Consider the following 25671-nt stretch of genomic DNA (forward strand, 5'->3'; position numbering starts at 1 on the left):
TCCACGGGCGGCCGGACCACGGGCGGCGGAGAGGCGGAAGGACGCATGGACGGTGCGGGCACACCGGTGATCGACGTCGAGGACCTGCGCGTGCGCTACCGGGGCGCCGACGCCGACGCCGTGGCGGGGATGGCCTTCGCCGTGGCCCCGGGCGAGGTGTTCGGCTTCCTCGGGCCCAGCGGCGCGGGCAAGTCGACGGTGCAGCGGGTCCTCACCCGCCTGCTGCGCGGGTACAGCGGCCGCGCCGCCGTGTTCGGCCGCCCTCTGGACAGCTGGGGAGCCGACTACTTCGAGCGCATCGGCGTCGGCTTCGAGCTGCCCGTGGCCTTCGGCAAGCTCACCGCCGCGGAGAACCTCACCGCCGTGGCCCGCCTGTACCGCCGCCCGCCGCCGCCCGTGCGCGAGTTGCTGGAGGCGGTCGACCTGGCCGGGGCCGCCGAACGGCGCGTCGACGGCTTCTCCAAGGGCATGCGCATGCGGCTCAACCTCGCCCGCGCCCTGGTAACCCGGCCCGATCTGCTGTTCCTGGACGAGCCCACCTCCGGCCAGGACCCCGTACACGCCGCGGCGCTGCGCGAGGTGATCCGCGACCAGGCACGGCAGGGCACCACCGTGTTCCTGACCACCCACGACATGACCACCGCCGACCGGTTGTGCGACCGCGTCGCCTTCGTCGTGGACGGGCGCATCGCAGCGGTCGACTCCCCGCGGGCCTTCAAACTCCGCTACGGGCGCCCGGGAGTCCGGGTGGAGTACCGCGTCGACGGGCGGCTGGACTCCCGGCAGGTGCCGCTGGACGCGCTCACCGCCGATCCGGGACTGGCCGACCTGCTCGCCCGGGGCGCGGTCGAGACCGTGCACACCCGCGAGGCGTCGCTGGACGACGTGTTCGCCACCGTGACCGAGGCCCGGTTGTGACCGGCGTGCGGGCCGCGGCCGGCGTGTCGCTGGAGTGGCGGGTGCAACTGCGCCACCGGGTGCCCGCCGCCGCGGCGGCGCTCGCGGCGCTGTGGAGCGCGGTCCTGCTCGCCGTACCGGCCGCGTGGGCGCCCACGGCCGCCGTCTACCTGCTGATCGTCGACACCGCCGGCTTCGGCGTCCTTTTCGCGGTCGTGCTGGTGCTCTTCGAGCGGGCCGAGGGCGGCCGGGCGATCCTGGCGGCGGCCCCGCTGCGGCCGATCGAGTACGTCGGGGCCAAGCTCGCCGTGCTCACCCTCCTCGCGACGGCGATCGCGGTCCCGATGACCCTCGCCGCCGCGCGCGAGCACCCTGCCGCAGTGGCGGCGGCGCTGCCGCCGGTGCTGCTGGGTGTGGCGCTGCTGTCGCTGCTGCTGGTCGGCGCAGCGCTCGCGGCTTGCGGCGGCGCGGGCGGGATCGGGGCGCTGGTCACGCGCGTGCCGCTGGTGGCGCCGCTGGTGGTGGTGCCGGTCGTGCACGTGTCCGGTGCCCTCGACCACCCACTGCTGTATCTAGTGCCCACCACCGGCGGCGCCGAGCTGATCCGCGCCGGACTCCTGCCCGGGGCAGCACTCGGTGCGGGGCCACTGGCGCTCGCCGTGCTGTACCTGCTCGTGTGGATCGCGGGCGCCGCGATCCTCGCCTGCCGGGCGGTGGGACCGGAGACGGCGGCGGGACTCCCGGCGCCGGTCGGCCGGTCGGGCACCTCGGCCGCGGGCCGGAACGCTCTGCGGCCGGCGCAGCGGGACCGGGCGCCGGTCCGCGCAGCGGCATCGTCCGGACGGCGGTGCGGCGGGGCCGCGGGCGGGCTGGCGCGCGCCGATCTGCGTGGTCTGCTGCGGGATCCCCTGCTCGTCGCGCTGCTGCTGGGGCCGGCCGTGCTCGCGCTCGTCCTGCGGTGGGCGTATCCGTCGGCGAGCGGGTTCCTCGCGGCCCGTTACGGGCTGGACACCGGCCCTCTCGCGCCGGTGCTGCTTGCGGCGCTGGTCGTGCTGCACGTGCCGATGATGACCGGCGCGATGGCGGCCCTGCGGACCGTCGAGGACGCCGACGACGGCACGCTGCTGCTGTACCGCGTCTCGCCGCTGGGCCTGCCGCGCTTCCTGGCTTACCGGACGGCGGTGGCCGTGATCACGGCGGGGAGCGGACTGGCGGCGGCCGTTCCGCTGTCAGGGCTGGTGACCGGCGTCGCCCCCGACCGGGTGCCCGCTCTGGTCGCGGCGGTCGCGCTGGCGGCCCTGCAGGCGCCGCTGTTCGTGCTCGCCGCCACCGCCTTCGCTCCGGCCAAGGTGGAGACGCTGGTGCTGGTCAAGATCGCCGGGGCGGTGTTCACTCTGCTTCCGGTCGCGGTGTGGTGGCTGCCCGCGTGGGCGGCGTGGTCGCTCGCGCCCCTGCCGCTGTTCTGGCCGGTGGCGGTGCTTCCGGGGTACGACGTGGCGCCGTGGCCGGTGGGACTCGCCGCGGGAGCGGCGCTGGCGGCGCTGACCGGCGCCTGGCTGCTGGCCCGCACGCTGCGGCGCCTGGAGCGCGGATGAACCGGCGCCGCGCTCGCGAGCGCCGGGACGCGCGCGGGCCGGCGTGTGGGGCGCCGGCCCGCGCGGGACCGGTCAGCCGTTCCAGGTGCGGAAGGACGAGATCGCGTCGTTGATGTGGTCGCCGACGTAGACCACCCGGTCGCTGCCGTAGTGGCCGAAGTGGCCGCCGTAGTCGGAGTGCTCGTAGGCGCGCGTGACCGTGCACCCGTTCCAGGTCTTGAAGGACGAGATCTCGTCGTGCCAGAGGAAGCCGACGTCGCTGATGCCGTAGCCCCGGCTGTCGCACGGGCCGCCGGACTTGCGGATGTCGGCGGTGTCGCCTGCGTAGTTCCGGTCCTGGTACCAGGTCATGATGAGAGTGCTGGCCGTCGCGGCGCGCTGGAGCCGGCGGCCCTCCTCGCCGGGGGCGCAGTCGCGGTCGACGACCTCCGAGGACGTCTCGCCGGGCGCGACGGCGTCGAGCGTGATGACGCAGTGCCGGGTGTCGTCGTCGGCGTAGGCGGGGGCCGACGCGAAACCGGTGGCCAGCAGGGCGGCCGCGGCGGTGCACGCCGCGAACCGTCCCCAGCGCGGTGTGTTCGGGTCCATGTATGCGCCTCTCTGTGTTCGGATTGGATGCACGGGATCACTCTGCGGATCCGGCCCTGCGTCGTCCACCCCTTTTAGCCAGGGCTGAATCGGTGCTGTGCGCGCCCTCGGCGCCGTCGTGGCGATTACAATGGGAAACTCTGGCAATCCGAAGTGTGACGAGGGTGGAGCGCTGCCATTGTTTCGGCCTCGCCCGGGGAGGGCCCGTCCGTGCTGCGGATCCACTTCGCCTCTGCCGATATCGCTCGTACGCGCGTGGCCTTGGCGCCCGACCCCATGTGGGAGGCGCTGCTGAGCATGCACGTGCTGCAGGCGCCCGGCGGGGCACGCTACGCGGGCTGGCGTGCCGAGGTGGGGACGCGGTTGGACCGCCGCGGTTGGGCCCTGACCGCGCTGGCGCCGCCCCGCGGCTCCTCGGCCGACTTCCTCACCCCCGCGCCGCAGGTGCAGCCGGCGGCCCACGACGTCGACTCCGCCATCCGAACGGGGATCGATGCCGTACGGGCGACACCCGTCGACCGGTTGCGCGCCGATGTGGAGCGTATGGCGGGTGAGCGGGCGCTGCCGGCGTGGGCGCGGCGGCTGGGTGAGGGCGATTCCGCGGTGCTCGACGGGATCTGCGGCGCGCTGGCCGACTACTGCCGCACCGCCCTGGTGCCGTGGTGGCCTGCGGTGGACGCGGCCGTCGGTGCGGCGCGCGAGCGCCACTCGCGCGTGCTGACCCACTACGGCGTCGCGGAGTTCCTCGCCCGGTTGCCGGTCTCGGGCGGCTGGCGCGGCGACGTACTCGACGTGCGCTATCCGCGCGACCGGGACCTGTACCTGAGGGGCCGAGGACTGCTGGTGCTGCCGTCGTACTTCTGCCTGGCGCCGGTGACCCTGTGCGATCCCGACCGGCCGCCGGTGCTGGTGCTGCCCGTCCCCGAGGAGCAGAGTGACGCCCGTGTGCGTTCCGCGGCGGCAGCGGCCCGGCCCGACCGGTTGCGGGCCCTGTTCGGCCGCACCCGCGCGGCCGTGCTCGCGGCCGTCACCGACGAACCGACGACCAGCGAGGTCGCGGCCCTGACCGGGGTCTCGGCCGCGGCCGCCAGCCAGCATCTGGGGACGCTGCGGGCATCGGGTCTGGTCACCACACGCAGGGCCGGGTGCTGTGTACGGCACAGCCTCACCGCACTCGGGCGGTGCCTGCTGTCGGGCGAAGAACCGGGGCGCGGCCGTATCGGGAGCGTCCGGCCGGATTGAGGCCCGGGGCCGGTCCCCGGAGCCGCAGTGGCGGGTGCACAGCCTGCGGCGCGGCGGGGACGCTCACGGCCGCACGGGACGCCAGGGGTAGGGGCTGGAGAGCACCATCGTGCTGGAGGGGCGGCCGTGCTCGGCCAGCCGGTCGATGACCTCCTCGAAGTGCGCCATCGAGGCCACCGCCACCAGGAGCACGCAGCAGGCGTCGCCCGTGACCCGGTGCAGTTGCAGGATCTCGGGTGTCGCCAGCGCCGCAGCGTCGCGCAGGAGGCACCGCGGCCCGAAGCACTCCATGCGCACCAGCGCCGTCACCGCAAGCCCGGCGGCGGCGGGGTCGACATGGGCGTGGTACCCGGTGATCACGCCGGTCTCCTGCAGGCGCCGCACCCGGTCGGCCACGGCGGGCGCCGACAGGTTCACCCGCCGCGACAGCTCGTTGTAGGACAGCCGCGCGTCCTCCTGCAGTTCGTCGAGGATCCGCCGGTCGACGGTGTCCAGCACAGGCCCTCCCGTTTTCCGGGACGCTTCGCCGGGGTCCAAGCGTCGTTTTCGCGTTCGTAAACAGTACAACCGATACCGGTTGCGGACGTTAAGTGCACGACCCCGATTCGTCAGCGGCGGCCATTCAATCCGCCGGACCGCTTGGCCCATGCTGGGTCGGACCGACCGCAGCGGCGTGCACAGAGGGGGAGCGAGGATGGCGAGGACCGCGTACGACCAGGGGCGCCGGGTGCCCGGCGGCGCGGCCGCGGAGGAGGCCGGCGCACCGTCGGCCTGTCCGGTGCTGGGCACCGACGAGGCCGCCGCCTACACCGACTACGTGCACACGGAGACGCTGCTGAGTCTGCAGCGCCCGCGCACGGGGGAGCCGGCGGAGCTGTCCTTCATCATCACCACGCAGGTCATGGAGCTGCTGTTCCGGCTGATCCGCCACCACTGGGAGCAGGCCCGGGACGCGCTGGAGGCCGGCGACACCGCCGCGGCCCTGGCTGCGCTGCGCCGCGGCACCGGCCCTCAGGACGTGCTCGTGGAGTCCTGGGGCATGCTGTCCATGCTGACCCCCGCGGAGTTCGACCGGTTCCGCGCGTCGCTGGACGTGGCCTCGGGCGTGCAGTCGGCGGGGTACCGGCAGTTGGAGTTCCTGCTGGGCAACAAGTCGGCGGGGATGGCGCGGGCGCAACGCGGACTGCCTGTGGCGGGTGCCGGGCTGGAGCGGACCCTCGCCGAACCCGGCCTCTACGACGCCGCGCTGCGGCTGCTGGCCCGGCGCGGGCTGCCGGTGCCCGACGACGTGACCGAGCGCGACTGGACCCGCCCGTACACGGCCGACCCCCGGGTGGAGCGGGCCTGGGCCGAGGTCTACGCCGACGAGCGCCCCGGCAACGATCTGCTGCGACTGGCCGAAGCTCTCCTGGACACGGCCGAACGTGTGACCCGGTGGCGGCACCGGCACCTGATGGCGGTCAAGCGCTCCATGGGTGCCAAACCCGGTACCGGCGGTTCCAGCGGGCTGGACTGGCTCGCCCGCAACGCCGCCCGCGACGTGTTCCCCGAACTGTGGTCGCTGCGTACCGGAGTGTGAGGCCGCGCCCCGCCGCGGGCATGCATCATCCGTGCGCGGGCACGTCGTGTCCCGCCCGCCGTCCGCGGCGTGCCCGCCGCACCGGCCCGCGCTTCGGTCCGCCGCTGAGATCGCCCCGTCCCAGGAAGGCCGCATCCGCATGACATCCACCACCAGATCCGACTGCGCCCGCCGTGACGACGAGGATCCGCTGGCCGGTTTCCGCCGGGAGTTCCTGCTGCCCGAGGGGGTGGTCTACCTCGACGGCAACTCGCTGGGCGCGCTTCCGGCGGCCGCTCCCGCACGCATCGCCCGCACCGTCGAGCAGGAGTGGGGCGAGCGCCTGATCGCGAGCTGGAACGACGCCGGCTGGTGGGACAAGCCGCGCACCCTGGGCGCCATGCTCGCACCGCTGGTGGGAGCGGGGCCGCACGAGGTGGTCGTGGGCGACGGGACGTCCGCCAACCTGTTCAAGGCGCTGGTGGCGGCACTGCGGCTGAATCCCGAGCGCCGCGTCGTGCTGGGCGAGACGGGGAACTTCCCCACCGACCTGTACATCACCGGGGGCGTGGCCGAGATCATGGGTGCCGTCGAGCGCCGCGTCGACGCCGACCGTCGCGCCGCCCTGGCCGGAGCGCTGGCAGCGGGCGACGTGGCCGTCCTGCTGCTGAGCCATGTGGACTACCGCACGGGCGCTCTGCGGGACATGGCCGAGATCACCAGGCTGGCCCATGCCAACGGGGCGCTGGTGGTGTGGGACCTGTGCCACAGCGTCGGCGCGCTTCCGGTCGAGCTGGCGGGCTGCGGCGTCGATTTCGCCGTGGGCTGTACCTACAAGTACCTCAATGCGGGGCCGGGCGCCCCCGCGTTCGTCTTCGCCGCCGAGCGCCACCACGGCGCCGCCCGCCAGCCGCTGACCGGGTGGCACGGCCACGCCCGGCCGTTCGACTTCTCCGCCGAGTACGCGCCCGCCGACGGGGCGAGCAGCTTCCTCAGCGGATCGCAGCCGGTGGTGGCCGCCGCCGCGCTGGAGGCTTCCCTCGACCTGTGGCAGCGGGTGGACCTGCACCAGCTGCGGGAGAAGAGCCTGGCGCTGACGGAGCTGTTCATCGAGTCGACCGGCTCCGCCGGGTTGGAACTGGTGACCCCGCGCGAGGGCGGCCGCCGCGGCAGCCAGGTCGCGCTGCGCCACCCGCAGGGGTACGCGATCGTGCAGGCGCTGATCGCGCGCGGTGTGGTGGGCGACTTCCGCGCTCCCGACGTGCTGCGCTTCGGGTTCGCCCCGCTTTACCTGCGCTATACCGACGTCTTCGACGCGGCATCGGCGCTGGTGGAGGTAGTGCGCGGCGAGGAGTGGCGCGACCCGCGATTCACCGCGGCCAAGGCCGTGACCTGAGGCACGGTCCGCCTCCGCCGCCCCCGATCGTCCCGGCACCCGTCCACGTGTGACGGGTGCCATGTTCGTGCCGGTCCGGCGTTGCGAACCCCGGTGTGGTCTGGGGTTCCGTACTGGCGGTACGGCGCCGACACCTGTCCTGATCTGCGGTTTTACGTTCCCGATTGTGGCGTTTGACTTTTTCGTGGGCTACAGTCTTCGTGATCGGTTCGTGACTTGGCTATTACCTTTCCAGGACCCAGGTCTGCCCCCGATGTCGAGCCCCGGGACATGACCCCGGTCCACGAGGCCTGAGACCTCTTGCGGGCAGGGCCGCGCATCCAGCGCCTGCCCCGGTTCGCCGTCCTTCGACGGCGGCCGGCGATCCCGCCGCTCCCGGCCGTCCAGCCGGGAGTCCCCCGCAGACACGCCGTTCGTCGGTCACCCCTGCCCCCAGTGTGTCCAAAAGGTCAGGAATGTCGTGTCTGTGTGGCCTCGCTCGGCCCCGCTCCGTCGAATTGGGTTTGCGTTTTCATGAGTTCTGAACCTGTGCAGTACGGCGAGGTAAAGTCGTCCTACTTCTGGGACGACGGTTCCGGCATCAACGGCGACACGGGCGCTCCCGCCTCCGGTGAGCCGATGCAGAAGGGCATGGCCGCCAGCCCGAGCTGGCCGCTCGGCACCGAGGGCTACGTCGAGTACAACGGCGAGAAGGCCGAGTTCTTCATCGGCGACCGCGGCCCCGGCCACCCCGCGGAGAACTGCGACGTCCTCCTCGATCTCGACGGCAAGACCTTCGCCGAACTCACCGGACAGAGCTGGAACGACTCCAGCTACACCGTCACCGGCGGCCAGGGCCACATCGACGTCGAGTACTACATCACCGAGTGGGGCGACGGTGCCGGAACATCCGGCGCTCCCCGGCCGATGAGCGGTTCCGAAGTGTGCGACGGCGCGGCCGTCCAGCCCGTTCCGGCCTCCGCCGGGGACGACGGCGACGACCAGGAGCAGCAGCAGGACGACGGCTCCGCCGAGAACGGTTCCACCTCCGAGGACGGCGGCTCCTCCGGGGACGGCTCCGCTTCCGAGGACGCCGGTTCCTCCGGGGACGGCGGTTCCGGTCAGGAGTCCGCCGAGGAGCCGGCGGACTCCGGCGGCGGATCCTCGGCGGAGCCGCCGTCGGGCGCAGAGGACTCCCAACAGCGGCAGCAGGCCGGCGGTGCCTCCGGCGACGGTGACGGCGGCGACGGCTCCGGAACGGGCCTGACCACCGAGTCCGCCTCCAACGACATGTCCGGAATCTCGCTGGCCGGAAACGACCTGCCGCTGGCGACCGGGGTGCTCACCCTGGCCATCGTGCCCGCGCTGCTGGTGGCCCTGCTCTTCGTCCGGCGCAAGCCCTCCGCCGGCTACGCCGGACCGGGCCGCCACCGCTCCGCCTCCCCGCTGACGGCGGCAGGGATGCGCGCGACCGCGAAGAACCTGCGCGGGGCCGCCGCCTACTGCCGGCAGCGTGTGAGCCGCTCCGTGCGTAGCGGCTCCGGCGCCGACCGGGACTAGGCCCTGTTTAAGAAGCCCTGGTTGATCGGGCTTGCCCGGCATGTCGGAACTGCGCACAAGCGAGGTCTCCGGTAAATGGAGCAACGACCAAGCAGCCCATCTACACGGAGACCTCGGTGGCCAGGGTACCGATCGGAGGACGTAAAGACCTGACCGACAAGCAGTGGCGGGCCCTGAAACCGCTGCTGCCCCCGCGACCCGCAGGCGGGAGGCCGCCGACATGGACGCGGCGCCAACTGCTGGACGGCATCCGCTGGCGCACCCGCGCCGGTGTGCCCTGGCGCGACGTGCCCGAACGCTACGGCCATTGGCAGTCGGTCTACCATCTGCTGCGGAGCTGGCAGCGCGCCGGGATCTGGGCGCTGATCGCGGCCAAGCTGCGGGCCTGGACCGATGCCGCCGGGCTCATCGGCTGGACGGTCGCGGTCGACTCCACCACCTGCCGTGCCCACCCCCACGCCGCCGGGGCGCGCCGCCGTCCCGGCCGCCAGGCCGAGCCGCCCGGCGACGAACCCGGCGACCACGCGCTGGGGCGTTCGCGCGGCGGGTTCTCCACCAAGCTCCACCTGGCCGGAGAGCAGCACCGCAAACCGCTGTCGGTGGTATTGACGGCGGGCCAGCGCGGTGACAGCCCGAAGTTCGCGCGGGTTCTGGAGCGCATCCGTGTGGCCCGCTCCGGGCCGGGGCGCCCGCGTATTCGGCCCGAGCGGGTGTTGGCCGACAAGGCCTACTCCTCGCGGGCCAACCGGGCCTACCTGCGGCGGCGCAAGATCCCGGCGACCATCGCCGAGCCCCGCGACCAGCGGTGCCATCGCAAGGCGAAGGGGTCGGCGGGCGGCCGGCCGCCGAGGGTGGACCGACAGGCGTATAAGCAGCGCCACGTGGTGGAGTGCGGGATCGGGCGGCTCAAGCAGTTCCGTGCTGTGGCCACCCGCTTCGACAAGCTCGCCCTGCGCTACGAGGCCACGATCCAGGTCGCCGTGATCGACATCTGGCTGCGCGACCTCGCAGCGACACCTTCTTAAACAGGGCCTAGCCGCTCCGGTCCCTGCGGCGGAACGCCGGCGGCCGCTCCCGCGCCCCTCGGGAGCGCAGGCGCGGCCGCCGCGCCGATCCCGCGGGCTCACATGTCGCCGAGCAGCGCCGCGGGGCGTTCCACGCAGTCGGCGAGGAAGCGCAAGAACGCGCCCGCCTCGGCGCCGTCGCACACCCGGTGGTCGAAGGCCAGCGTCAGCTCCGTGACCGGGCGCAGCACGAGCTCGCCGCCGTGGGCCCAGGGGCGCTCGACGATGCGCCCCACGCCCGCGATCGCCGCCTCGGGGTGGTTGATCACCGCCGCCGCACCGTCCACGCCGAACACGCCGTAGTTGTTCACCGTGAACGTGCCGCCCCGCAGCCGGTCGGGCGGCAGCGTGCCCGCCCGGGCCGCCTCGGTGAGCGCCGCGATCTCGGCCGCCAGCTCGCGGGCGGTCATCGTGTGGGCGTCGTGCACGACCGGCACCACCAGCCCGCGCGGCGTCTGCGCGGCGAATCCCAGGTGGACGCCGGCCGGCCGGAGCAGCTCCTCGCGCTCGGGGTCGAACCGGGAGTTCAGTGCGGGGAACCGCGCCAGCCCCAGGACGCAGAACCGCGCCAGGAGCCCCAGCAGGCCCACCGGCCGCTCGGGGGCGGCCCCGTCGACCGCGGTGCGCAGCTCCAGCAGTCCCGTGGCGTCGGCGTCGACCCACACGGTGGCCTCGGGGATCTCCCGCCGCGACCGGGCCATGCGCCGGGCCATCTCGCGGTGCGGCGCCGTGAGGGATACCCGCTCCGCCGCGTCGGGTGCCCCGTCCGGACCGCCGGCCGGCGGCCGGGAGCCGGCCGCGACGGCCGCCTCCACGTCGCGTCGCAGCACCACGCCGCCGTCGCCGCTGCCGGCGAGGGCGGCGGCGTCGATCCCGTGCTCGCGGGCGATGCGGCGCACCAGCGGCGAGATCACCGGCGCCCGTTCGCCCGTTGCGGGACGTGGCCGGGGAGGTGCCGCGGACGCCGTTGCCGGCGGCACCTCCCCGGCTGCGTCCCGCCTGGGGAGGCGGCGGGACGGCCTTTCGGGGCGGGTGCCGGACCCCACCAGGACGGCCCCCGAATCGGCGCCGCCGCCTTCGGCCGCCGGCGCGTCCGCGCCGGTGCGCACGCTGACCAGCGGCTCCCCCACCGCCACCGTGTCTCCGGCGCCGCCGTGCAGCTCGGCGACGGTCCCGCCGAAGGGGCAGGGCACCTGCACCGCCGCCTTGGCCGTCTCGACCTCGGCCACCGGCTGGTCCACCGCCACCGTGTCGCCCACCGCCACGAGCCACTGCACGATTTCGGCGTCGGTCAGCCCTTCACCCAGGTCGGGAAGCAGGAAGCTGCGCACTGCGCCCTCGCCCGCCGCGCTCATGCGCCCACCTCCGTCCGGGAGGCTTCCGGGCGCGGCCCGGAGGCGCCCGGAACCCACGACGACTCCCATTGCAGCCGGTCGACCGCGTCCAGGATGCGGTCGGCGCTGGGGAGGTGGAACTCTTCGAGGTGCGGCGGCGGGTAGGGGACGTCCAGGCCGCACACCCGCAGCACCGGCGCCTCCAGGTGGTGGAAGCACCGCTCGGTCATGCGTGCGGCGATCTCGGCGCCGAACCCGCCGAACTCGTGCGCCTCGTGGACGACGAGCGCGCGCCCGGTCCGGCGCACCGATGCGGCGACGGTTTCGTCGTCGAGGGGGGAGAGGCTGCGCAGGTCCACCACCTCGGCCTCGCGCCCTTCCTCCGCCAAGGCCTCGGCGGCCGCCAGCGCGGTGTCGACGGTGGGGCCGTAGGCGATCACGGTCAGGTCGGCGCCCGGGCGGCGCACCACCGCCCGGTCCATCGGGGCCGTGCGCACCGGAAGGTCGAGTTCCGCACGCGCCCAGTAGCGGCGCTTGGGTTCGAGGAACACCACCGGGTCGGGCGACTCCACGGCCTCGCGCAGTAGCGAGTAGCCGTCGGAGGCGGTGGCCGGCGTGACCACGCGCAGGCCCGGCGTGTGGGCGTAGTAGGCCTCCGAGGAGTCGCCGTGGTGCTCCACCGCGCCGATGCCGCCGCCGTAGGGGATGCGGATGACCAAGGGCAGTTCCACGCGCCCCCGGGTCCGGTTGCGCATCTTGGCCACGTGCGAGACGACCTGCTGGAACGCCGGGTAGGCGAAGGCGTCGAACTGCATCTCCACCACCGGCCGGCGCCCGTACATCGCCATGCCCACCGCGGTTCCCGCGATCCCCGACTCGGCCAGCGGGGAGTCGAAGCACCGGTCCTCGCCGAACTCCGCACCCAGGCCGTCGGTCACCCGGAACACGCCGCCCAACCGCCCGACGTCCTCGCCGTAGACGACGACGTCGGGGTCGGCGGCCAGCGCGTCGCGCAGTGCCCGGTTCAGCGCCCCGCCCAGGGTGTAGCCCGCCATCACCGGCCCCCGTTCGACGCGCCGCCGCGCTCGGCCCGCGCAGCCGCTTCGCGCACCCCGGCGCGCTGCCGGCGCAGCGCCGGAGTGGGCTCGGCGTAGACGTGGGAGAACAGTTCGTCGGTCGAACGGTGCGGCTCGTGGGCGAGGCGGGTCCGCACCGACTCGGCCAGGCGCTCGGCGCGGGACGCGTACTCCGCCAGCTGCGCGTCGTCGACGGCGTCGTCGCTGCGCAGCAGGGCCTCCAGACGGGCCAGCGGGTCCCGGCGGCGCCAGCGGTCGGCCTCGGCTTCGTCGCGGTAGCGGGTGGGGTCGTCGGAGTTGGTGTGGGGCTCGGTGCGGTAGGTGCGCGCTTCGATCAGCGCCGGCCCGCCGCCGGAGCGGGCCTCGGCCAGCGCGCGTGCGACCACCGCGTGCACGGCGGCCGCGTCGTTGCCGTCGACGTGGTAGCCGCGCATGCCGTAGCCGACGGCCTTGTGCGCGAGGGTCGGAGCAGCCGACTGCTTGTGCAGCGGCACGCTGATCGCCCATTCGTTGTTCTGGATCAGGAAGACGACGGGCGTGTTCCACACCGCCGCGAAGTTGTAGGCCTCGTGCGCGTCGCCCTCGCTGGTGGCCCCGTCGCCCATGAGCACCAGCGCCGCGGTGTCGGATCCCTTGCGGCGGGCGGCGTAGGTCAGTCCGACCGCGTGGGAGGCGTTGGTGGCCAGGGGCGTGCACTGCGGAGCGCAGCGGTAGGCCTTGGGGTCGTAGCCGCAGTGCCAGTCGCCGCGCAGCAGGGTCAGGACCTCGACCGGGTCCACGCCCCGGGCGGTCAGGGCCACGGAGTCGCGGTAGGTGGGAAACAGCCAGTCCTGCTCTGCCAGTGCGAGCACCCCGCCGACCTGGCACGCCTCCTGGCCGCGGCTGGACGGGTAGACCGCCAGCCGCCCCTGCTTGGCCAGTGCGGCGGCCTGGCTGTCGAACCGGCGGCCGACCACCATGGCGCGCAGCAGCATGCGCAGTGTTTCGGTGTCGGGGAGGTCGAAGCCCGCCCGGTGCGGCTGCGCTGTGCGGCAGCCGTCGTCGTCGATGAGGCGGAGGGGCTCCAGCGAGGGCAGAGGGAGAGCCGCAACGGGTGGTGCGTCGCTGGTCGTCATGGTCTGAATATGCGGCCCCGTTCGGCACAATGTCCATAATCGGGCGCATAACGTGGACGGATGGCCGAACAGGCCGGACGATGCTGGCGATCCGTCTCAGGGCGCGGCCGTCGAATCGGTGTGAGGTGAGACACATGGCTGGTCCGGACGACGTCGACCGGCGGATCATCGACCTGCTGCGCGCCGACGGCCGCATGTCGATCCGCGCGGTGGCCGAGCAGGCCCACATCTCGCGCGCGAACGCCTACGCCCGGCTCGACCGGCTGCGCTCCGACGGCGTCATCCGCGGATTCACGACGGTCGTCGACCACGAGAAGTACGGAAACGGGCTCGCCGCCTACGTCTCGGTACGCATCGAGCAGCACTCCTGGGAACGGTTCCGCGACTACCTCAAGGACATCCCCGAGGTCGACCACGCCGCCCTGGTCTCCGGCGACGTCGACCTCCTGCTGCTGGTGCGCGTCGCCGACGCCGCGGCGCTGCGCACCTTCGTGCTGGAACGCCTGCAGCGGATCCCCGAGGTGCGCAGCACCCAGACCATGTTCATCCTCGACGAGCCCGCTCTGCGCTGACCGGCCGGAGACCGGTCCGGGCATCCGGCCGCGGCCGGGCGCGCACGCCCGACACCGGTGCCGCCCCGGTCCCCGCCTTCGGCCGGACCGGGGCGGAGCAAGCGCCGCCGCACCCCGTCGGCACCCGCTGAAGCCGATCCGCAGCGCGACGGCGGTGCGGCGCACCGGCCCCGGCGTGGGCTCGGCGGCCCTGGGAGAGCTCGCTTCCAGCGGGGCCGGTGGGCTCAGGGGCGGTCGAGCCAGAAGAAGTGCGACTCGAAGTTGCCCTCCTCGCCCCAGAGCATGACCACCAGCCGGCCGCCGTCGATCCAGAAGCCCCCGCCCTTGTGCGGACCGCAGCCGGCGCCGGTGTCCAGCCACCCGTCGTAGCCGTCCTTGTTGTTGGTCCGGAAGAGCGTGAAGCTCCAGGTGCAGGCCCGGTCGCTGGTGGTCAGGTCGGCGGTCTCGCCGCCTTCCTCGATGACGAGGTCGTAGCCGCGCTCGGTCCCGTTGGGGAACGTGCCGCGGCCCACCCAGCGGCCGGCGAACTCGTGGGAGAAGACCACCGGGGCGTCGGCTTCCTCGGTCTCTTCCGCCTCGTCCTCCTCGCCGTCCTGCGCCCACTCGGCGCTCAGCACCTTGACCGCCGCCTCGGTGCCGTCCGGCGCCGTCCCCAGATAGACGACCCCTTGGCCGCCCTCGCCGAGCCTGCCGGTCAGCCGATACGGGCCGACGGCTGCGGGATCTCCTGTTCGCAATGGCCGGGATTCCGGCATCCGTTCCCCTTACGCCGCTGTGACCTGCACCGGATACGCACTCACCCGGCGGGCGCCGCGCGTCCGCCGCCGCGCGGGTTGGGCTGCTGCCACCGGCATCGGAGCGGCCCGGTAGACGGGCGTCCGACGGGGAGCCGGGGCGGCCGGGAATCCGCTCCGGGGGATCGACGCCGAACCGGCGGTGGCGCGGATATGCGCTTCCCGTTCGACCGGTACGGCGGACCGCACGCAGCCTGGCCCTACGCGGCCCGCGGTGCACACCGCGCCCGCGGCGGCCGAGCGCGCCCGCCCCGCCCGCCCGGGATCGGCCGGCGGCCTCCGATCCTGCGGACAGCGCTGAGGCGGCGAAGCCGCGTCGTCCGCCCCGCGGACGGCGGCCGGGCCGCATCCGGCCACCTGGACGTTAGGCTTGGCGAACGGCCGCGGCCGCCGACCCGCGCGCACCCGGACCCGAGGCCGCAGCGCGACCCGATGCGGCCGTACCGGCGGGCACGGGCCCGACCGGCGCCGCACGGCCGTCCGCGCGCCGCGGGTCGCAGCCTGCGGACAGCGCGGACCGCCCGGGGGAGCGGCGCGCCGGACGAGGACGAGACCGAGCATGCAGGAGGGATCCGACCGATGCCTGGACGGTACGGGGGCCAGGGGCCCCGCCACGGCGGGGGACGCCCGGAGCGGCGCGGCGGTCCCGGCGGCGGCAAAGGCGGCCGCCGCGACCAGCCCGAGATCACCGGCCGCCGCGACGACGCCCGCCTGGCCGAGGAGCTGCGCCGGATGGACGGCTCCTCCTACGGCCGCTACAAGTCGCTGACCGGCGACTGGACCTTCCCCGACTTCACCCTGACCGTCGAACGGGTGCAGTCCGACCCCTTCGCCCCGCCGTCCCGCGTGTCCGTACGCATCCCCGCCGACGTCGTCGAACTGCCCGACGACGCCTGGCACGCGCCCGTGCGGCGCCGCGCCACGGCCGACTACCTGGTGCGCCGGGCCCACCGGGAGCTCAAAGGCGCCCGGCTGCGTATCGACGCCGGCGGCCAGGAGGTGCTGGACCGCGCCTCCTGCCAGATCCGCGACGGCGACCTGCACCTGAGACTGGGCATCGAGATGCCCGGACACGGGCGCCGGATCGACGGCGGCACCGCCGAACGCGAACTGTGCGAACGGCTGCCCGACATGGTCGACGCGCTGCGCTGGCCCGAGATCGACACCGCGGAGGCCGCCGCCTTCGCCGACACCGTCGAGGACACCTGCGCGCTGCGCGACCGGCTGGAGGACCTGGGCTTGGTGGCCTTCGCCGCCGACGGGGCGGTGCTGCCGCGCCGCAGCGGTGTCAGCGACCTGCCCATGCAGGGCAGCGCCGTGCCCTTCCGCTCCCCGGAGAGCCTGCGCGTCAGCGTCGACCTGCCCCACGCGGGCACCGTCACCGGGATGGGCATCGCCGAGGGCATCACCCTCATCGTCGGAGGCGGATTCCACGGCAAGTCCACGCTGCTGCACGCTCTGGAACGCGGCGCCTACGACCACGTGCCCGGAGACGGCCGCGAGCTGGTGGTCTCGCGCGACGACGCCGTCAAGATCCGCGCCGAAGAGGGCCGCCAGGTCGAACGCACCGACATCAGCGCCTTCGTGCGCAACCTGCCCACCGGCGCGGACACGGCCGACTTCTCCACGGAGAACGCCTCGGGATCGACCTCCCAGGCCGCCAACATCTCCGAGGCCCTGGAGGCCGGCTCGCGGACCCTGCTCATCGACGAGGACACCACCGCCACCAACCTGATGATCCGCGACGCCCGGATGCAGCGGCTGGTGCACGGCGACCGCGAGCCGCTGACCCCCTTCGTCGACCTGGTCCGCCCGCTCCGGCGCGACCACGGGGTCTCCACGGTGCTGGTCATGGGGGGAAGCGGCGACTACTTCGACGTCGCCGACCAGATCGTCATGCTCGACGGCTACCGCCCCTACGACGTCACCGACAGCGCCCGCGAACTCGCTTCCGAACGCACCGACGCCGACTTCGGCGCACCCGCGGACCGCGTGATCGACGCCCGCTCCGTGGACGCCACCGCGCGCGGCAAGTCCCGCATCAAGCGCCGCGACATGGACGTGCTCACCTTCGGGGAGAACGACATCGACGTGCGCAGCCTCACCCAGCTGGTCGACCCCGGCCAGATCATCGGCGTGGGCCTGGCCATGCGCCGCCTCGCCGAGGACGGCCTGCTCGGCCGGCACACGCTCGCCGAAGCGCTGGACGCGCTGGAGGAGCGGCTGGGCGACGACGGCGTGACGGCGCTGGGCCGCGGTTTCGCGGGCGACTACGTGCTGCCGCGGCGCTACGAGATCGCCGCCGCGCTGAACCGGCTGCGCAGCCTCCGCGTGCAGCGCCAGATCCGGGCGGACGGGGACGAGTGACGCCGTTTCCCCCGCCGGAGGGGCCGCCGCTGACCGTGCCCGGCGCCGGAGTCGCACCGACCGCGGCGCCCCCGGCGTGCGGGACCGGAACCGCCGCTGCGGGCGCCGCAGTCGCGCTCGACTATTCTGGACCGTGCATCCGCCGCGCGTGCGACCGCCGTGTGTCGCAGCCGCCCCGCCATCTTCGTGTGCGAATGGAGACCCTGCCAGGTGCGTGACCACGCTGACCTCTACCAGCTCCGCTCCGGCGCCGAGAACGCCGCCGGGACGGTGATGCTGGTCGTCCTCGACGGGTTCGTGGACGCCGGGACGGTCGGTCGCCAGACCGCCGACGCGTTGTTCGCCGCGTTCGACGCCGAGGAGATCGCCGCCTTCGACGTCGACCGGCTGCTGGACTACCGCTCCCGCAGGCCCGTGCTGACCTTCGTCGAGAACGCCTACACCGAATACACCCCGCCCAAGCTGTCGCTGTACGAGATGCGCGACGGCGACGGAACGGCGTTCCTGCTGCTGCACGGGCTCGAACCCGACCACGAGTGGGAGGCCTTCGCCGCGGCGGTGCGCGACCTCGTCGACCGGCTCGCGGTCACCCTGGTCGTGGGCGTGCAGGGCATCCCGATGGCGGTTCCGCACACCCGGCCCGCCACGGCCACCGCCCACGCGACCCGCACCGAGCTGGTTTCGGGCCACACTCCCTGGATCGGCCGCGTCAACGTGCCCGCCAGCGCCGCCGCCCTGCTGGAGTTCCGGCTCGGCGAGAGCGGGCACGACGCGCTCGGCTACGCCGTGCACGTGCCCAGCTATCTCGCCCAGTCGGAGTACCCCCGCGCGGCCATCGCCGCGCTGGAGTTCGTCTCCGGCGCCACCGGGCTGGCGCTGCCCGGAACCGAGCTGGAGGAGTCCGCGCGCCAGACCGACGAGGAGATCGAACAGCAGGTCGAAGCCTCCGAGGAGGTGCAGCGCGTCGTCGCCAACCTGGAGCAGCAGTACGACGACTTCATGGCTGCACGTGCGAACGCCGGGGAGGAGGGCGCCCCGATGTTCGGCGAGGACGGTTCCGAGCTGCCTACCGCCGACGAGCTCGGCGCCGAGCTGGAGCGCTTCCTCGCCGACCGCGAGCGCGGTGACGGCTGACCACCCGGCCGGGTACCCGCCCGCAGACCGGCGCCCGGCCCCGCGGGCCGGGCGCGCCGCCCCGACGAATTCGGAAAGCCAGTGCTGTACCAGTTCCTCTTCTCCGCAGTGCTCCGGCGCACCGATGCCGAGTCCGTCCACCGGCTGAGCTTCGCGGCGCTGCGCGGGCTCGCCGCGGTGCCGGGCGCCGCCGGGGCCCTCCGCGCTGCTCTGGCCCCCCGCGAACCCGAACTCGCCGTGCGGGCCCTGGGCCGGGACCTGCCGGGCCCGCTGGGGCTGGCGGCCGGATTCGACAAGAACGCCGAGGGCGTCACGGCACTGACCGCCCTGGGCTTCAGCCACGTCGAGGTCGGAACGGTCACCGCCCACCCGCAGTCGGGGAACCCCCGTCCGCGGCTGTTCCGGCTCACCGCCGACTCCGCGATCGTCAACCGCATGGGGTTCAACAACCACGGCTCGGTCGTGGCCGCCGACCACTTGCGGGCGCTGCGGTCCCGGCGCGGCGGCCGCCGCCCGGTGGTCGGCGCCAACATCGGCAAGACCAAGACGGTGCCCGAGTCCGAGGCGGTGGCGGACTACGTCGCCGGCGCACGGCGGCTGGCGCCCTTCGCCGACTACCTGGCGGTCAACGTCAGTTCACCCAATACCCCCGGCCTGCGCGACCTGCAGTCGGTGGAGCGCCTCCGGCCGCTGCTGCGCGAGGTGCGCGCCGCGTTGGACGGCGACGGGCACGGCGCCCTGCCCCTCCTGGTCAAGATCGCGCCCGACCTCGCCGACGCCGATGTCGACGCGGTCGCCGATCTCTCCGTCGAGCTGGAGCTGGACGGGGTGATCGCCACGAACACCACCATCGCGCGCGAGGGTCTGAGCAGCCCGGCGGAGGACGTCGCCGCGGCCGGCGCCGGGGGGCTCTCCGGCGCACCGCTGCGCCGGCGCTCGCTGGAGGTCCTGCGGCGCCTGCGCGCCCGCGCCGGCGACCGGTTGCTGCTCGTCGCCGTCGGCGGCGTCTCCACGCCTGAGGACGCCTGGGAGCGTATCCGGGCCGGCGCGACCCTCGTCCAGGGCTACAGCGGTCTGATCTACGGCGGGCCGCTGTGGCCGCGCAGGATGCATCGGGGCCTGGCCCGGCTGGTGCGCTCGGCCGGCTACAGCTCGGTCGCCCAGGCGGTGGGGGCCGACACGCCGGCCGCCGACGGAGGCTGAACCCTCCCCGCGGGCGGGCCGGGGCGGGGTGCGCACCGCCAGAGCCTGCCCGAGCGGCTGCGGACCGGCCCCGTCGGTGTCACCACGGGCAGCCGTCCAGGCGGATGCACTCCTCGTTGGCCGCCGGGTCGGCGGTGTAGTAGACCGCGCCCGGCTCGGTGTCGCCGAGCAGGTCGGGCACGGTCACCAGGGTCAAGCCGTGCGACTCGGCGCGGTCGAGGATCTCCGGCAGCGCCGCGACGGTGGTGTCGCGGGTGCCGTGCAGCAGAACCAGCCCGCCGGGCGGCGTGACGGCGGCGACGTTGGCGGCGATCTCCTCGGCGCCGATACCGGTCCAGTCCTCGGAGTCGGTGTCCCAGACGATCTGCGCCTGGCCGTGCTCGGCCGCGGCCTCGGCGACCGCCGCGTCGGTTTCGCCGAACGGCGGGCGCAGGATGTCGGGCCGCTCTCCCGTCCGGCGGCGCACCAGCGCGTCCACGGCGTCCAGCTCCGAATCCAGCTCGGCCCGGGTGAGGTCGGGGAAGGGCTCGTGGGTCTCACCGTGGCTGCCGAGGGCGTGGCCCGCCGTCCGTACACGCCCGACGTCCGCCGGCCGCTCGCGGATCGCCTGGCCCGACATGAAGAACGTGGCGCGCGCGTTGTGCCGCTCCAGTATCTTCAGTATCGCGCCGGTGTTCTCACTGGGCCCGTCGTCGAAGGTCAGGGCGAGGCAGGCGGTCTCGGTCCCGCACGCGTGGTCCCCGCCGCCGGGGGGCGTCCCCGGAACCTCGGTCCCGCCGGTCGGCGCGGCCTCGGGGGCGGAATCCACAGAGAACGCGTGCGGGTCGCGGGTCGAGGCGTCCAGGACGCGCTCGCCCAGCTCCGACAGCAGCGGCTGCGCGTCGCTGGCCGCGACCACGGCGGCGACGCGCCCTTCGGCGATCGGCGCGAGCTCCCCGGCGTCGAACTCCACCACGAGGTCGCCGTCGGCGTTGAACCCGATGGAGTCGTAGAGCCGGAGTCCGGGATGCAGCAGACCGGGATCGGCCGGGGTGTCGGCCAGCGCGGCGGCGACGAGGCCGTCGAGTTCGCGCAGCTGGGCGTCGCCGGCCAGCAGCTCGGTGGCGTAGGCGGTGCGGCCGGTGCCGACGTCGTAGTAGTAGCTGGAGAACGCGTCGTGGCTGCCGCGGTGGTCGGTCTCGGTGCGGATCGTGCGCACGCCGATCACCCCCGCGCCCGCGGCGGTCAGCTCCCAGTCGACCTCCAGGCTCTCGGCGTCGTCGAAGGCGTCGCGGAAGTCGGCCGCCTCTCGGTCGACGATCTCGGTGAGGCGTTCGGTGAGGGGCCCGGCGCCGGGGATCCGGGGCACGGACGCGTGCACGGTATAGGCGTCGCCTCCGGCGTCTGCACCCGCGGGCCGCTCGGTCAGGCCGGGCACGTTGTCGGCGGCGAAGGACGTGAAGGCGGTGGGCGGTGGAGCGGGCAGGGCGAGCGCGTCGCAGCCGGTGGCCGCGGCCAGCACTGCGGCGCACGCCGCGAGGCGGGCGCGCCCGCGCGGCGGGTTCGGGGGCGCACCGGCAGAGGATCGTGGCATGCTCCGATGGTTCCTTCCACGTGGCCGGGAGCACCGCGGCCGGGCCGGGCGGCCGGTCGCGCCGGCCCCCGGATCGTGCCGACGTCTACGCAAGAAACGTAGGACACCGGACCGTCCCGCAGAACCGGGACGCGGCAGGTGTCCACATCAGGTCAGCGGACACGCCGGGACAACGGGGGGTCGGACCCGGCCGTCGCACAGCGGGCCCGGCCGGCGCCGGCCGGGCCGCGGGGAGGGCACGGAGGCGGTGCCGGTCAGCGCGGAGTAAGCGGCAGGGCCGTGTCCAGTTCCGCACCCAGAAGCGGGCCGGCCAGGTGCGAAGAGCGGATGCGCACCCCGGTCACCCGGTCGGCCAGAGCCAGTACCGCCGCGCCGGGGTCGGACTCGGCGGCCGTACCGCCCAGACCGACGGCGCTCATCTGCTCGTCGAGCGAATCGGGGCGGGTACCGCGGCGCGTCTGCGGTGTGCGGGCGTCGAAACAGGTCTGCAGCACGCCGTCGATGACCCAGCGGAACTCGTAGCGGTGGCCCATCAGTACGCGCACCGACACCAGCTCGGTCTCGGCCGAGAGGGCGCGGTAGCACTCCGGCCGGGTGGCACGGCAGCCCGTGGGCTCGATGATCACGGTCCAGCCGCCCATCGCCAGCGCGTGCACCGTCATCGGGGGGCGGTCGTCGGAGGCGCAGAGGGCGGCCTCGACCGCCTCGGCGATGGGCAAGCAGCGCAGATCGCGCTCGGCGACGCCGAGGCGGCCCAGCGCGGCGGTCTTGCCGAGTCCTCGGACGTAGGAGAGGCAGAACGCTTCGGCGAGGTCCGGCTGGGTCTCCCGCAACCAGGTGTAGTCGCGGGCCAACGCAACGGCCATCGGATTTCCCTTCACGTCCACGGGGCACGCTGTGGTGGCTGCTCTCGTCATCGGGAACGACCGCTCTCGGTACTCACGTTCCCCGTACTCGCCTGTCTAGCGGGCCGGTTGCGGACACGCCGAGGACGGTTGGGCCGCCCCCGCGCGGGTAGGCGGGTATCCGGCGGGGTGTTCCTGTGCCACGGCGCACCACCCTACGCGCGAACACGGGGTGCCCCGCACCCGGGACGTCCCGTGCCGTGCCGGATCGGTCGCGGTCTCCGCGGCCCGGCGGTTCCCGGGCCCGGACGGGTGTCAGGGCGACGGTTCCGTCGTGGGCGGGGGATGGGACGGATCGGCGTCGGTGTAGGTCCCGCCGGGGTCGGTCGCGCCCAGCAGCTGCGACACCGTGACCATCGTGTAGCCCTTGCCGTCGAGCCGCTTGAGGATGCGGGGAACGGCGTCGACGGTCGTGTCGTGGATGTCGTGCATCAGTACGATCGCGCCGGGGCGGGCGCGCTCGACGGCGCGATCGGTGACGATTCCCGCGTCGTGGTCGCGCCAGTCGTTGGTGTCGATGCTCCACAGCACCTGCGCCTGCTCCATGTCCGCGGCGACGTCGGCGACGCCGTCGTCGGTGGCGCCGTAAGGCGGGCGCATGAGTTCCATGCTGAATCCGGTCTCGCGCCGTACCAGCCGGTTGACCGTGGTCAGTTCGCCGGCGACGCCGCCCTCGCCCAGCGAGGTCAGGTCCGGGTGGTGGACCGTGTGGTTGGCCAGTTCGTGGCCCTCGGCGTAGGTGCGGCGCACGGTCCCGGGGTGCTCGCGCACGGGGCCGCCGGTGACGAAGAACGTCGCGCGTGCGTCGTAGTCGGCCAGTGCGTCCAGAACCTCCGGGGTCCGTCCGCCCGGGCCGTCGTCGAAGGTCAGCGCGATGCACTTGGCCTCGGAGCTCTGGCAGTCGACGTCGTCGGGCGCGGTGGACAGCATCCCCGGCACGTTGCCCGGGTCCTCGCCGTCCTTGGGGGCGCTGGCGGCGCTGGTGATCTCGAACTCGGGCGTCACCACGACGGCGGCCTCTTGCGCGCGCTCGCCGAACGGCGACAGCAGCGGGTCGGCCTGCTTCTCGGGGACCACCGCGTGGACGCTGCCCTGATCCGCCGGCGCGACCTGGCCCTCGTCGAACTCCACCACGAGGTCGCCGTCGGGGTTGAACCCGATGGAGTCGTAGAGCTCGGCGATGGGGTACAGGCGTGCGGCGTCGACGCCTTCGCGGTCGGCGATCCGCTCCTTGACCAGAGTGTCCAGCTCCTCCAGCCGGCTCTGGCCGTCGAGCAGCTCGGTGGAGTAGGCGGTGCGTCCGGACTCGGTGTTGTACCAGTAGGTGGAACGGCCGGTCCGTTCGCCGTCGCCGTCCTTCTCTCGCTGGGTGAGGCGCACGGCCAGGACGTTGCCGCCTGCGACGCTGATCTGCCAGTCGACGGTGTAGGACTCCGCCCCGGGCACGGAGCCGGCGAAGTCGTGCGCCTCCTGCTCGGCGAGTGCGGCGATCCGCTCCGCGAACGGTTCGGCGTTGGGGATCTGCGGATACGACAGCTCGACGTCCACGCCGTCGACGCTGTCGGTGGTGGTCTGCTCGCGCAGCCCCGGGATGTGGTCGGCGCCGACCACGGTCGGTGCGTCCTCGGGGCCCTCGGCAGGTGCGGCCTCCGGCGTGGCCGAGCTGTCCGACGAAGCCGGATCCGTTTCGCCGCCGGAGCAGCCGGCCGCTGCCAGCAGGGCCAGCGCGACCGCTGAAGCACTCAGCGTGTTCGTTCGGTTTCGTTTCGTAGTAGCTCGCGGGCTGGGCGGCGGGTTCTGGCCAACGCACAGGTGCTTCAACTGGTGAGCGTCCTTCACGAGTCTGTTTTCGGGTCCCGACGAATGTGTCGCTCTGGGAATCCTGCCGGTTCCCCGAAATGCGTATCGATTCGGAAACACGGTCCATCGGCGGAGGGGAATTCACGAAAGACCAGTTCAGGCGACATGGCGTGTCATGATGCGGCCGGCAGCCGCCGGGTTCGCCGGGGCGATCGGCGGGCCGTGCCCGACACCGGGGCCACCGGCGGCGCCCCGTCCGGCCGCCGGGGAGCCCGGGAGCTCCGACGGTGCACGGCACCGGACCGTCCACGACAGTTCCACCGATCATGGCATTCGCCGCCGGCGCGTGCACGTTCTCGCGTGCGTGTCGCTGCCGGGATCCTTTCGGAATGCGGCCGAGCCCTGCGGGCGAACGCGCGATCGGCGACCGTTCCCGGCGACGGCTGCATTCGGGGGCGTCCGTCCCGGTCACGGTGAAGCGAGAGGACGGAGCGGCCTTCGGCTCGGTACCGCGCCGCCGCCGGGCACGCGGGCGCGGCGGCGTGCGGACACGCGAAAGGGGCGCGGCCGCGCGCGGCCGCGCCCCTCGTCGTGGCCCGATCCGTCTCGGTCAGCCGCCGATCGGGCTCAGGGACTCCTCGCCGAGGTCGTGCATCAGGTCCTCGACGTCGGAGAACTCCAGCGGCGCCGGAGTGTCCTCGCCGGCGGACAGGCCGGGGGAGAGGGAGTACCGCAGCTCCAGGTTCACGTTGTCCTTGCGGATCAGCAGGGTCGCCACGGAGTCCTGGGTGTCCACCACCACCTCGGTGGAGAAGACCAGCACCGCCTCGTCGCCCAGGTCCACGTCCTCCTGGTTGTGGACCTCGCGTTCGCTGTAGCTGTCGTCCTCGTCGGTGGCGTAGTCCACGTTGGTCTGGAAGTCCTCCTTGGCGCCCTCGATCGAGTCCGATCCGGCGTAGGGCGTCTCGTAGCCGAGCGCCAGGCTGCCGTAGGTCTCGCCGTCGCCTTCGACGTACCAGTTGCAGTTGGAGGAGGAGTCGGTGAGGCTCTTGCTGCCGTCCTGGATCCCGTGGTCGGAGAGGACGTCCTGGGGGATCGCCGAGCACGGCTCCTCGGGCAGGGCATAGGGCGGGCCGTCGCCCTGCTGCTCCGGCTCGTCCTCCTGCTCGTCGCCGCCGGGCTCTTCGCTGGGCTCGTCCTGCGGCGCCTGGCTGGGCTGCTGCTCGGGCGCGGGGCCGCCGTCGGCCGCCGGAGCCTCCTCGCCCGGGTTGCGCAGCAGCACGACCAGTACGGCGATCACCAGCACCACGATGACCGCGCCGCCGCCGATGACGACGAACAGGCCGGCGTTGCTCTTCTTGGGCGGCGGGTAGCCGCCCCCCGGGTCCATGGGCCCGCCCGGCCCGCCCGGGCCGTAGGGAGGCTGGCCGCCGGAGAACATCTGCTGGTCGGCCGGCTGCTGGAACTGCGGGGGCTGCTGCGGCCCGTAGCCGGCGGGGGGAGGGCCGTAGCCGGGCTGGCCGCCCGAGGGGTCGCCGTAGGGTCCCCCCTGCGGCTGCTGGGGGTAGGGCTGCTGCGGCGGCTGCTGGTAGGGGCCGCCGTAGGGCTGGCCTGGAGGAGGCGCCCCCTGGTCGGGGCCGGGCTGCCCGTAGCCGCCGTACGGCGGCTGCTGCCCACCGGATCCGCCCTCGCCCTCCGGGAACTGCGGAGGCTGTGTGTAGGGCCCGTTGTCGCTCATGACTCCCCTCGCGCCAGCTGAGTTCGAAACGCTGCCTGAGACGCGCGTCGGCGCGCTCCTGGTTCCACCGCCGTGCGCCCCCGCGGTCGCCGGGGCGGGCCGTAGGGGGGACGCGCGTGCTTCCGGAATCGGTTCCGGGAGCCGGTGATGACCGCGCCGGTGGCACGGGTCCTCCGCGGCC

Annotated in this window: 21 protein-coding genes; 11 read left to right on the forward strand and 10 right to left on the reverse strand. The window is 74.0% G+C overall.

Features of this window, described 5'->3' with window-relative positions; all coding sequences use genetic code 11:
• Positions 1-45 precede the first annotated feature (45 nt).
• Complete coding sequence (locus HNR25_RS21075; RefSeq protein WP_184637995.1) at positions 46-918, forward strand: ABC transporter ATP-binding protein; 873 nt, start codon at positions 46-48, stop codon at positions 916-918.
• Positions 915-2492: a fluoroquinolone export ABC transporter permease subunit gene (locus HNR25_RS21080; RefSeq protein ID WP_312862662.1), complete on the forward strand. Its 1578-nt coding sequence runs from the start codon at positions 915-917 to the stop codon at positions 2490-2492. Before HNR25_RS21075 ends, HNR25_RS21080 begins: the two co-directional genes overlap by 4 nt.
• Positions 2493-2564: 72 nt before the next feature.
• Here HNR25_RS21080 and HNR25_RS21085 read toward each other — a convergent pair whose 3' ends face one another.
• Positions 2565-3080 (reverse strand): hypothetical protein, encoded by a 516-nt coding sequence (locus tag HNR25_RS21085; protein ID WP_184637997.1) that lies wholly within the window; start codon positions 3078-3080, stop codon positions 2565-2567.
• Positions 3081-3290: 210 nt separating this feature from the next.
• Between HNR25_RS21085 and HNR25_RS21090 the strand changes: the two genes are divergently transcribed.
• Complete coding sequence (locus HNR25_RS21090; protein WP_184637999.1) at positions 3291-4322, forward strand: ArsR/SmtB family transcription factor; 1032 nt, start codon at positions 3291-3293, stop codon at positions 4320-4322.
• A gap of 63 nt (positions 4323-4385) precedes the next feature.
• Here HNR25_RS21090 and HNR25_RS21095 read toward each other — a convergent pair whose 3' ends face one another.
• The gene (locus tag HNR25_RS21095) at positions 4386-4817 is read right to left on the reverse strand and encodes an Lrp/AsnC family transcriptional regulator (RefSeq protein ID WP_246464666.1); all 432 of its coding nucleotides are present in this window, start codon (positions 4815-4817) and stop codon (positions 4386-4388) included.
• A 199-nt stretch (positions 4818-5016) separates the two neighbouring features.
• Here HNR25_RS21095 and HNR25_RS21100 point away from each other — a divergent pair, with 199 nt between their 5' ends.
• The 4 genes from HNR25_RS21100 to HNR25_RS21115 all read left to right on the forward strand — a co-directional run bounded on the left by HNR25_RS21100 (position 5017) and on the right by HNR25_RS21115 (position 9840).
• Positions 5017-5901, forward strand: coding sequence for a tryptophan 2,3-dioxygenase (locus HNR25_RS21100; protein ID WP_184638003.1), 885 nt, complete (start codon positions 5017-5019; stop codon positions 5899-5901).
• 139 nt (positions 5902-6040) lie between these two features.
• Positions 6041-7276, forward strand: a complete 1236-nt coding sequence (kynU, locus tag HNR25_RS21105; RefSeq protein ID WP_184638005.1) for a kynureninase — start codon at positions 6041-6043, stop codon at positions 7274-7276.
• A gap of 513 nt (positions 7277-7789) precedes the next feature.
• Complete coding sequence (locus HNR25_RS26200; protein WP_246463796.1) at positions 7790-8815, forward strand: hypothetical protein; 1026 nt, start codon at positions 7790-7792, stop codon at positions 8813-8815.
• Between the two features lie 116 nt (positions 8816-8931).
• Positions 8932-9840 carry an IS5 family transposase gene (locus HNR25_RS21115; protein WP_184637191.1) on the forward strand — a complete coding sequence of 303 codons (909 nt, stop codon included), beginning with the start codon at positions 8932-8934 and terminating at the stop codon, positions 9838-9840.
• 98 nt (positions 9841-9938) lie between these two features.
• Here the strand turns inward: HNR25_RS21115 and HNR25_RS21120 are convergent, their stop codons facing one another.
• From HNR25_RS21120 to HNR25_RS21130, 3 genes are read right to left on the reverse strand one after another with little or no spacing between them, the layout of a single operon-like run.
• Positions 9939-11234, reverse strand: a complete 1296-nt coding sequence (locus tag HNR25_RS21120) for a dihydrolipoamide acetyltransferase family protein (RefSeq protein ID WP_184638007.1) — start codon at positions 11232-11234, stop codon at positions 9939-9941.
• Entirely contained in the window at positions 11231-12268 is a 1038-nt protein-coding gene (locus HNR25_RS21125) for an alpha-ketoacid dehydrogenase subunit beta (protein ID WP_184638009.1), read from the reverse strand. The genes HNR25_RS21120 and HNR25_RS21125 overlap by 4 nt, the downstream gene beginning before the upstream one ends.
• Entirely contained in the window at positions 12268-13404 is a 1137-nt protein-coding gene (locus tag HNR25_RS21130) for a thiamine pyrophosphate-dependent enzyme (protein ID WP_184638011.1), read from the reverse strand. The genes HNR25_RS21125 and HNR25_RS21130 overlap by 1 nt, the downstream gene beginning before the upstream one ends.
• 134 nt (positions 13405-13538) lie before the next feature.
• Here HNR25_RS21130 and HNR25_RS21135 point away from each other — a divergent pair, with 134 nt between their 5' ends.
• Positions 13539-13976, forward strand: coding sequence for an Lrp/AsnC family transcriptional regulator (locus HNR25_RS21135; protein WP_184638013.1), 438 nt, complete (start codon positions 13539-13541; stop codon positions 13974-13976).
• Positions 13977-14200: 224 nt separating this feature from the next.
• Here the strand turns inward: HNR25_RS21135 and HNR25_RS21140 are convergent, their stop codons facing one another.
• Positions 14201-14713 (reverse strand): hypothetical protein, encoded by a 513-nt coding sequence (locus HNR25_RS21140; RefSeq protein WP_184638014.1) that lies wholly within the window; start codon positions 14711-14713, stop codon positions 14201-14203.
• Positions 14714-15349: 636 nt separating this feature from the next.
• Here HNR25_RS21140 and HNR25_RS21145 point away from each other — a divergent pair.
• From HNR25_RS21145 to HNR25_RS21155, 3 genes are all read left to right on the forward strand, one after another.
• Positions 15350-17137: an ABC-ATPase domain-containing protein gene (locus tag HNR25_RS21145; RefSeq protein WP_184638016.1), complete on the forward strand. Its 1788-nt coding sequence runs from the start codon at positions 15350-15352 to the stop codon at positions 17135-17137.
• Positions 17138-17347: 210 nt separating this feature from the next.
• The gene (locus HNR25_RS21150) at positions 17348-18271 is read left to right on the forward strand and encodes a PAC2 family protein (protein ID WP_184638018.1); all 924 of its coding nucleotides are present in this window, start codon (positions 17348-17350) and stop codon (positions 18269-18271) included.
• A gap of 81 nt (positions 18272-18352) precedes the next feature.
• A complete protein-coding gene (locus HNR25_RS21155; RefSeq protein WP_184638021.1) occupies positions 18353-19474 on the forward strand; it encodes a quinone-dependent dihydroorotate dehydrogenase in 1122 nt (373 codons plus the stop codon).
• 79 nt (positions 19475-19553) lie between these two features.
• On the opposite strand, the gene HNR25_RS21160 is transcribed toward HNR25_RS21155, so the two are convergent.
• The 4 genes from HNR25_RS21160 to HNR25_RS21175 form a co-directional block, all read right to left on the reverse strand.
• Entirely contained in the window at positions 19554-21047 is a 1494-nt protein-coding gene (locus HNR25_RS21160) for a polysaccharide deacetylase family protein (protein ID WP_184638022.1), read from the reverse strand.
• A gap of 254 nt (positions 21048-21301) precedes the next feature.
• Positions 21302-21913 carry a DUF6461 domain-containing protein gene (locus HNR25_RS21165; RefSeq protein WP_184638024.1) on the reverse strand — a complete coding sequence of 204 codons (612 nt, stop codon included), beginning with the start codon at positions 21911-21913 and terminating at the stop codon, positions 21302-21304.
• Positions 21914-22207: 294 nt separating this feature from the next.
• The gene (locus HNR25_RS21170; RefSeq protein ID WP_312862663.1) at positions 22208-23563 is read right to left on the reverse strand and encodes a polysaccharide deacetylase family protein; all 1356 of its coding nucleotides are present in this window, start codon (positions 23561-23563) and stop codon (positions 22208-22210) included.
• A gap of 799 nt (positions 23564-24362) precedes the next feature.
• A complete protein-coding gene (locus tag HNR25_RS21175) occupies positions 24363-25490 on the reverse strand; it encodes a DUF3558 domain-containing protein (RefSeq protein ID WP_246463798.1) in 1128 nt (375 codons plus the stop codon).
• Positions 25491-25671: the final 181 nt, after the last annotated feature.

The organism is Streptomonospora salina (genome assembly GCF_014204715.1).
GTDB classification, from domain to species: domain Bacteria; phylum Actinomycetota; class Actinomycetes; order Streptosporangiales; family Streptosporangiaceae; genus Streptomonospora; species Streptomonospora salina.

What these genes read in the sequence shown, in the direction of transcription:
- HNR25_RS21160 (WP_184638022.1), bottom strand. Translation starts at nt 21,047, where the DNA reads ATGCCACGATCCTCTGCCGGTGCGCCCCCGAACCCGCCGCGCGGGCGC.
- HNR25_RS21130 (WP_184638011.1), bottom strand. Translation starts at nt 13,404, where the DNA reads ATGACGACCAGCGACGCACCACCCGTTGCGGCTCTCCCTCTGCCCTCG.
- HNR25_RS21120 (WP_184638007.1), bottom strand. Translation starts at nt 11,234, where the DNA reads ATGAGCGCGGCGGGCGAGGGCGCAGTGCGCAGCTTCCTGCTTCCCGAC.
- HNR25_RS26200 (WP_246463796.1), top strand. Translation starts at nt 7,790, where the DNA reads ATGAGTTCTGAACCTGTGCAGTACGGCGAGGTAAAGTCGTCCTACTTC.
- HNR25_RS21085 (WP_184637997.1), bottom strand. Translation starts at nt 3,080, where the DNA reads ATGGACCCGAACACACCGCGCTGGGGACGGTTCGCGGCGTGCACCGCC.
- HNR25_RS21075 (WP_184637995.1), top strand. Translation starts at nt 46, where the DNA reads ATGGACGGTGCGGGCACACCGGTGATCGACGTCGAGGACCTGCGCGTG.
- HNR25_RS21175 (WP_246463798.1), bottom strand. Translation starts at nt 25,490, where the DNA reads ATGAGCGACAACGGGCCCTACACACAGCCTCCGCAGTTCCCGGAGGGC.
- HNR25_RS21135 (WP_184638013.1), top strand. Translation starts at nt 13,539, where the DNA reads ATGGCTGGTCCGGACGACGTCGACCGGCGGATCATCGACCTGCTGCGC.
- HNR25_RS21145 (WP_184638016.1), top strand. Translation starts at nt 15,350, where the DNA reads ATGCCTGGACGGTACGGGGGCCAGGGGCCCCGCCACGGCGGGGGACGC.
- HNR25_RS21165 (WP_184638024.1), bottom strand. Translation starts at nt 21,913, where the DNA reads ATGGCCGTTGCGTTGGCCCGCGACTACACCTGGTTGCGGGAGACCCAG.
- kynU (WP_184638005.1), top strand. Translation starts at nt 6,041, where the DNA reads ATGACATCCACCACCAGATCCGACTGCGCCCGCCGTGACGACGAGGAT.
- HNR25_RS21100 (WP_184638003.1), top strand. Translation starts at nt 5,017, where the DNA reads ATGGCGAGGACCGCGTACGACCAGGGGCGCCGGGTGCCCGGCGGCGCG.
- HNR25_RS21125 (WP_184638009.1), bottom strand. Translation starts at nt 12,268, where the DNA reads ATGGCGGGCTACACCCTGGGCGGGGCGCTGAACCGGGCACTGCGCGAC.